Genomic DNA, 7848 nt, shown 5'->3' on the forward strand with positions numbered 1-7848 from the left:
TTTTTAAAAACTTAAATCCGAGTAATATTATTAGAATTGTCGGATTAATTTTGCGTCATTAAAGTCTAGAGTAATGGAAAGGAGAAACAGATGAAAAAGAGAAAATTTGTATCCACTTTATTAGCCACTTCTCTTTCGTTTGGAGCATTATTTACGCCAGCAACGGTAAGTACTGCTTCAGCAAATTCTGCAACTGAACTACCTTCTACTGATGTAAAGGAGAAAGTGAAACAGCAGAAAAAGCTAAATAAAATGAAAGAAAAAACAATAAAAGCAAAAGAGAAATTTAATATTTCATGGGATGAAAAGAAGGGGATTCCTCGCTATATTTCTGGTAAACTATCTAATAAAAATGTTGATATTAAAGGTTTTCTTGAAGAAAACAAAGATTTATTTAATATTGAAGACGGAGCTTTTGAGATAGTACAAAGTGAATCTGATGAACTAGGTATGACACATTATAGAACGCAGCTCACTGTTGATGGCATCCCGGTTTATGGTGCAGAATTAAATGTGCATACAGACAAAGATGGGGTTGTCACTTCGATAAATGGACAAGTAGAACCAAAGTTGTTAAAGAAAAAATGGAATAAGTCTATTAAACTTTCACAAAAGGAAGCGATTAAAGTAGCGGAAGGTGAACTAAGCTTTTCTCCAAAAGAAGATACGTATACGGCTGAACCAAAGTCAGATCTTTACTTGTATAAGCATGAGAATAAATGGCTGCCAGTCTATATTGTAGAACTGCAGTTTTTAGATCCATATATTGGCCGCGAGTTATTTTTCATTGATGCTAAAAAAGGAGAAGTACTTAAATCACAAAATCTAATTAAACATGCCGAGGAAGTAGAGGAAACGGGAAATAAAATTGGAAATGGCAAAGGCGTTTTAGGCGATAGTAAAGAAATTAATACTTTTTATGATGCAGATAAAGGTTCATACTACTTAGTTGATATTACAAAAAATATGTTCAAAGAGGATGAGCCGAACCCTGACCTTACACCTGATCCTACCTTATTAGATGGTGTAATAAGAACACACGATGCAGGCGACAAATGGGCGACAGGGTCGATTGTATCAGATGGTGATAATACCTTTGATGCGGCTGCACAGAAGGCAGCTGTCGATGCTCATTACTATGCGGGGATTGTTTATGATTATTTTTACGATAAGCATGACCGCAATAGTTACGACGATAAAGGAAGTGATATTGTATCAAGTGTTCACGTTAGAGACCCAGATCAACCAAATGTAGGGTGGAATAACGCAGCTTGGGTCGGTACACAAATGATCTATGGGGATGGAGACGGCGTAACATTTGCTCCATTATCAGGCTCGCTAGACGTAGTGTCACATGAATTAGCGCACGCCATTACAGACTATTCAGCCGATTTAGTGTATGAAGCACAGCCTGGAGCGTTAAATGAGTCATTCTCAGATGTATTTGGTATTTTAGTTGAAGCAGATCATGAAGGTTCAGTAGATTGGTTATTAGGTGAGGATGTATATACTCCGGGTGTAGCAGGTGATGCTTTAAGAAGCATGGCGAATCCAACTTTATATAACCAACCTGATCATATGAGTAATTATCAGAATTTACCGATTACAAGAGAAGGAGATTGGGGAGGCGTTCACATTAATAGTGGGATTCCTAATAAAGCCTTCTACAATATTGCAACTGTTATTGATTTAGAAAAAACAGGGAAGATTTACTACCGTGCTTTAACAAAATATTTAACATCACAATCACAATTCATTGACGCACGCAACGCATTATTACAAGCTTCAGAAGATTTATATGGAGCAGGTAGTGAAGAATATAAAGCTGTAGCAAAAGGGTTTGCAGACGTAGGAATTGGAAATGTTACTGATTCAAATGATCATATAGGAGCTGCTTTTGAATTAACAAACGGAGAGACATACTCGACCACTATTTCATCTTCAACGGATAAAGATTATTACCGCATCTCAACTGAAACCGTTAGTGATGTTACAGTGAATTTGACAAATGTTCCTGCAGATTATGATTTGTATCTATATGACAGTAACGGTCAACAAATAGGGAAGTCTGAAGAAGCTGAAACATCTAATGAGACGATTGAATATTCTGCTCTACAACCGGGAACCTATTATATTGAAGTCATTGGGTGGAACGGTGCAAATAGTACAAGCACATATTCCATCAACGCAACTCATTGGGACATTGATGATGCGACTGATTCGTTTGAAACGGCTTATGAATTACCAATTGATCAACCGTACAAAACGACCATTGCTTCAGCAAGTGATGAAGACTTTTACCGTTTTGAAGCGGAAGTACCAGGTGAAATTAAGGTGAATTTAACGGATGTTCCTACGAATTACGATATCTATTTATATGATCAGAATAAACAACTAGTAGGGAAATCTGAAGAAGTAGGTACGACTGATGAGTCAATTGTTTATGATGCACTGGTAGCTGGAACTTACTATGTGAAAGTGGTTGGGAAGAATGGTGTAAGCAGTACAAGTCCTTATTCAATAACGGCAACGTACCCAACAGAAAGCAAGTGGTTTTACGAAATCGTAGATTATCAAACTCCACATCCATATCCTAATCTTTATAATGATGGATTTACTTTTAATAAGCCAGGTGTCCAAAAGGTAGCTGTACACTTTGCTTATATTGAAACAGAAGAAGACTATGATTTTGTCCATGTCAAAGATAAAGCTGGTAATATCGTGGCAAGTTTCGACGGTACTCAGGAAGATGTTTGGGTTGAGGTAGAAGGTGATGAAATTAGTGTTGTATTGGAATCTGACCAAAGTATAACAGCATACGGATTCATTGTAGATAAGGTCCGGTACTTCAACGATTCACTATTACTAGATTAATCATTTCTTCCATTAGTATCTAAATAACGCCTTGTATTATGTAATACAAGGCGTTATGATTTTTTGTACTAAACAATACTTGATTTCGTTACTCTGACACTTTCCTTAAACTATTGAAAAACATCCAACTTAACTACGTGATGTAAAAGAATAAAACCAGCTTAGATTTACTGTCCGAACTTTTTATAATCGAAGTGGTAATGTAAAGCGAACGGTAGTACCAACATTTTTTTTACTTTCTATGGTTAATTTCCCTCGATGCAATTCAATAATATTTTTACAGATGGCAAGGCCTAATCCGACACCCTCTGTATTCTCTTTTTCCTTATAGAATAAAGTAGCAATATGTTGTAAATGTTCCTCCTCGATTCCCTGTCCTTCATCTTCAATTTCAAAGGTAAAAAAAGTACCATTCTGGTAGTAGCGAATGAACACGGTCGATTCTGGGTCAGAATATTTTATCGCATTTTCTAATAGATTGATTAACACTTGACGAATGCGATTTTCATCGGCATAAAGTTGGACAGGCTCATCGTTTTCCAGTGAAATGGAGATGTTCTTCCTTTTGTAAGTTTGATCCAATTGAAGAATGACTTCGTTAATCAAATGGTTAAATGAAAAGGTAGTGGGATGAATCGTAAATGATCCATTAGAATATCGTGAGAAATCTAGTAATTCTTCCACCAGTTTGATTAATCGATCCGTTTCATTTGTAATAATGGTTAACCCTGTTTTGTTTTCATGAACATTTTGTAAATTACCTGTAATCAACGTTTCGCTCCAGCCTTTTATACTTGTAAGAGGAGTTCGTAGTTCATGGGAAACAGAAGAGATAAACTCATTTTTCATTCTATCTGCTTTAAGCAGTTCTCTTGCCATGTCATTAAAGGACATTTTCAAGGTATGAAACTCGTCTTTGTATTCTCCGACAATTTGTGTTTCTAATTCTCCTTTAGCAAGCCTTTGCGAAGCTTCAGTAAGTTCAACCACTGGTTTAGTTATATTTCGTGCAAAAAATATACTCACGATAAATACTAGGAGTAAAATAATTAATCCAATCGAGAGTAAAGAAAGAACGATTGTTCGAAAGTTTTTGTCAAGAGATTCGAGCGACGTTACAAACCGAATTAATCCAATTGTTGTATTTTCTCCTTTTAAAGGTACTGAAACTGCGAAGATATGCTCACCTGTAACGGGGTGTTCTCCGCTCCATGTTCCGATGCCATTAGTAAATGCTTCCTCTATATCATCAAATGTTGGTTTCTTGTCAGGAATGAAGCCGCTAGAAGAAGATAATATATCTCCATTGGCGTTCAGTACTTGAGTTTCCGCTTGTGGAATGGAGAAGTTATTTTGTAGGTTGGTTAATTCATTCCTTAAGGTAAAAGTACTAATGTTCATATATTTAATGGCAAACTGGGACGAATTCATTGCGTGATTTTCTAACATACTTCTAGTGTCGTTGTAGTAATAGTGATAGATGCTGGCAACAAGTATTCCTAAAAATAAAATAATCGTTAAGGTGATAATAGAAATATTTTGAATAAGTAATCGTTTTTTAATGCCCATACTCACTGTCCTGTAACCCGTCATTCCATCGGTATCCATAGCCCCAAACGGTTAGGATATATTTTGGAGCGGATGGGTCTTCTTCGATTTTTTGGCGAATTCGTCTTATATTTACATCCACTATTTTGGGATCACCAGCATAATGTAACCCCCATACTCTATCTAATAAATTATTACGAGAGATTGCCCCACCCTTGGCTCTCATGATGGTGCTAAGTAATTCGTATTCTATCGGGGAAAGGTCAACCTTTTTTCCTTTAATAAAGAGAAGTCTTTTCTGTTCATCCATTGTAATGGGCGTTTGGACATTCTTTTGTCTCTTTTGTACATCCATTCTTCTTAGTAAAGATTCAATGCGAGCAATTAGCTCATTTGGACTAAATGGTTTCGAAATATAGTCATCGGCCCCGTTCATTAACCCGTGAACTTTATCCATTTCTTGTACTTTAGCCGTTAACATGATGATGCCGATGGAAGGATTCCACTCCCTAATCTTTTTACATGCTTCAAAACCATCCATTCCTGGAAGCATGACATCAAGTAAGACAATGTCGATGGAGTGGTGGTCTTTTTGGAGCAGCTTTAATCCCTCTTCTGCACTACCAGCTTGTAAAACACCATACCCATAGCGCATTAAGTTAATTTCTATAAAACCACGGATGGGTTCTTCATCTTCAATAATTAAGACATGTCTCATCCGTCTACACCTCTTTTCATCATTCAATTATTTCGAAATGCATGCCTACTTCAGGAGAAGATTTTGTTACATAAGTGAATTGATTAGATTTATATAGAATATTCCACCCTTTCGGCAGAAGTTGTCCTTTGTCCAGCACATTAATATCAAATAATACACGGTCATCCTCGATTGAAAGGAATGTCACGTAACGTTCGTCTTCTGATTCTGTTATTTTTACAGGAGGCCAATCCTTAGGAAATTGTAACCGATAACGGTAACTGTAGTTTCTATAGTATTGATTAACGAGTTCGGCCTGCAGCTGATCGTTAAGTTGATAGTATTCGTTAATGTAAGGCATAACAGCATAGGACAAATTTTCATTGCTTCCTTCTTTTTGAAGAGCGAATTCAATGATTCCATCACCATTCGTGTCTTCACTATTTACGAAATACGTTCTAAAAATTTCATTGACCTCTAAATTTTCTGGTATAATTTTGATCAGTTTGTCATCCTCTACGCCGATAATGAATGACTCCGAGGAGTGTGCCCCTACAGCTGTATCTAAAATCATTCCTTTTAGTAAGGGAGAGAGAGAACCGGCTATGGTATTGGTGTATGAAACATACATATCTAGCTCTAACTCATCTAAAACATTCGCTTCATTCTTTTTAAATTCATAAAGTCTTACCTTATGCTCTTGGTTGCGAACGAGTGTGGAAAGAATGATTTTCCCCTTGTTATCCTGATTGAATGTTCCTGAAAAAAACGTACTATATTGAGTTTCCATTATTTTTTTTGGTTTTGACGTGGAAATCTCAAACACAATCAGTGCTTTGTCTGAAGCATCTTCAGAGAAGGAAAATCCAATAAGAATCTCTTTTATACCGTCATCATTTACATCTGTAAATTCGACTTTATGCAGTTTTCGACCGATATCTTTCAACTTTATGATTTCTTTCCATCCATCATTTTCTTCTTTTAACACACTAGCTTCTATTTGAGAGGTTTGATCTGGCAGTCTATAAAAAACAATTAATTCCTTCGTGCCATCACTGTCTAAATCTGCTTCTAATATTTTATTTGCTTGTTTTTCTTCAATAGGTGATACCCATTCCGCCTGAGAAGGAACATATTTATTGATGGCTTCCTTAACTTTCTGTTGTTTGACGGGAAGTTCAGGAGGCTTCATTATCGATGTATTGGATTGGAATAATGAGCAACCCGTCAACATGAAAAGAAAACCGATAGAAAACAAACCCTTTTTCAATTGATGATCACATCCTCCCGATAGTTATCATAAGTATAGTGTAAACTCAAACGACAAAAGTAACAAAAAAGTTACAAGAGTCGACAATTTTTGTAACCGAAAAGTAACCCTTTTTGTCGGCCTGACTCCTATTATTAGTAGTAACGAGAAGGCAGAAAGGTGATGGACATGGACAAGGACAAACAAGGAACAAGAAAGAAACGGAGCAGATCACGGTTAAGACATAATCGGATTGTCCTGGCAGGAATGATGGTACTACTACTCATATTTTCGGTTTCATGGATTTTAGATAGTGGGGAAGCGAAGATATCGAACGGAAAAGCAGCACAAAAGGAAGAATTTACAAAGGAAAGAGTAGATAGTGTCGTAAAAGAATCATCAACCGAGGCCACAGTTGAAAAAGATGATAATCAAACAGATCTGGAAACGAATGATGACGAAGCAAATACCAACAGAGAAGAAGATAGTATGGTTAGTAATTCGTCTGAAGATATAGAGGATACCAATGTTGAGGAACCACCGGTTATGGAGAATGAAAAGACTGTTTACATCACATTTGATGATGGGCCTAATGAGAATACAGAAGCAATTTTAGAAATTCTTGAGCAATATGGAGCAAAAGCGACTTTTTTTATGGTGGAACCTAACATGAGAAAATATAGCCAGGCCGTGAAAAGTATAGTAGCAGAAGGACATAGTGTCGGATTGCACGGTGTTACTCATGACGTTAATAAATTCTATCAGTCTAGTAAATCTGCTATAAATGAAATGTTAACAGCTCAGTCTACTTTAGAATCAATCACAGGTGTCCATAGTAAGTTGATTCGTGTACCGTATGGTTCTGTTCCTAATATGAAACCAGAATATTTTGAGGCGGTGGACAAAGAAGGCTTTAGATTGTGGGATTGGAATGTTGATAGTGAGGATTGGAAGTTTAATAGTGGGGAATATATTCAAAATGTAATGGATCAGTTATCTTCTTTTACATCAGAAAAACAGCAAAAGGTTATTCTTTTGCATGAAAAGCAGACGACACTTGCTCACTTAGAACTATTACTTCAAAATCTTACGAAGCAAGGCTATCGTATGCGAGCATTAACAGAACAAATGAAGCCACTCACCTTTCGATAGAATGACTCTTGTTCCTTCATTAATAATATTGAACAGTGAAATCTCTTCTTTTTTGAGGGGATGTACATGGTTGTATAATGTAGAGGAAATAAACAAATCCATTGGTACTATGTGTGTAGATTCGAAATAAAGTTGCGATGCTTATAAAAAGAGGCTGGGACAAAACCCACGTCTGAAATGAAAAAGCCGGTGGAATTTTACGACGAGTAAAATTTCACCGGCTTTGTTTATTTTTGAATTAAAATAAGGACCACTTCTGATAAAATAAAGTTACCACACAAAATCTCATCGAAAGAAGGGTCCTTATGTTTAAAAATTATATCATGAA

General features: G+C 36.3%; 5 protein-coding genes. 2 read left to right on the forward strand and 3 right to left on the reverse strand.

The features are described from left to right. The first annotated feature begins 90 nt into the window (after window positions 1–90). Complete coding sequence (locus WAK64_RS18425) at window positions 91–2874, forward strand: M4 family metallopeptidase (protein WP_336588472.1); 2784 nt, start codon at window positions 91–93, stop codon at window positions 2872–2874. 183 nt (window positions 2875–3057) lie between these two features. Here WAK64_RS18425 and WAK64_RS18430 read toward each other — a convergent pair whose 3' ends face one another. From WAK64_RS18430 to WAK64_RS18440, 3 genes are read right to left on the reverse strand one after another with little or no spacing between them, the layout of a single operon-like run. Next, window positions 3058–4443, reverse strand: coding sequence for a HAMP domain-containing sensor histidine kinase (locus WAK64_RS18430; RefSeq protein ID WP_336588473.1), 1386 nt, complete (start codon window positions 4441–4443; stop codon window positions 3058–3060). Continuing rightward, the gene (locus WAK64_RS18435) at window positions 4433–5140 is read right to left on the reverse strand and encodes a response regulator transcription factor (protein WP_336588474.1); all 708 of its coding nucleotides are present in this window, start codon (window positions 5138–5140) and stop codon (window positions 4433–4435) included. Before WAK64_RS18435 ends, WAK64_RS18430 begins: the two co-directional genes overlap by 11 nt. 19 nt (window positions 5141–5159) lie before the next feature. Further along, window positions 5160–6389 carry a hypothetical protein gene (locus WAK64_RS18440; protein ID WP_336588475.1) on the reverse strand — a complete coding sequence of 410 codons (1230 nt, stop codon included), beginning with the start codon at window positions 6387–6389 and terminating at the stop codon, window positions 5160–5162. Between the two features lie 162 nt (window positions 6390–6551). Between WAK64_RS18440 and WAK64_RS18445 the strand changes: the two genes are divergently transcribed. Continuing rightward, window positions 6552–7520, forward strand: a complete 969-nt coding sequence (locus WAK64_RS18445; protein WP_336588480.1) for a polysaccharide deacetylase family protein — start codon at window positions 6552–6554, stop codon at window positions 7518–7520. Window positions 7521–7848 lie beyond the last annotated feature (328 nt).

Source organism: Bacillus spongiae (assembly GCF_037120725.1).
GTDB classification, from domain to species: Bacteria; Bacillota; Bacilli; order Bacillales; family Bacillaceae_K; genus Bacillus_CI; species Bacillus_CI spongiae.

Coding starts and splice junctions, on each gene's coding strand:
- WAK64_RS18430 (WP_336588473.1), bottom strand. CDS start 4,443: ATGGGCATTAAAAAACGATTACTTATTCAAAATATTTCTATTATCACC.
- WAK64_RS18445 (WP_336588480.1), top strand. CDS start 6,552: ATGGACATGGACAAGGACAAACAAGGAACAAGAAAGAAACGGAGCAGA.
- WAK64_RS18425 (WP_336588472.1), top strand. CDS start 91: ATGAAAAAGAGAAAATTTGTATCCACTTTATTAGCCACTTCTCTTTCG.
- WAK64_RS18435 (WP_336588474.1), bottom strand. CDS start 5,140: ATGAGACATGTCTTAATTATTGAAGATGAAGAACCCATCCGTGGTTTT.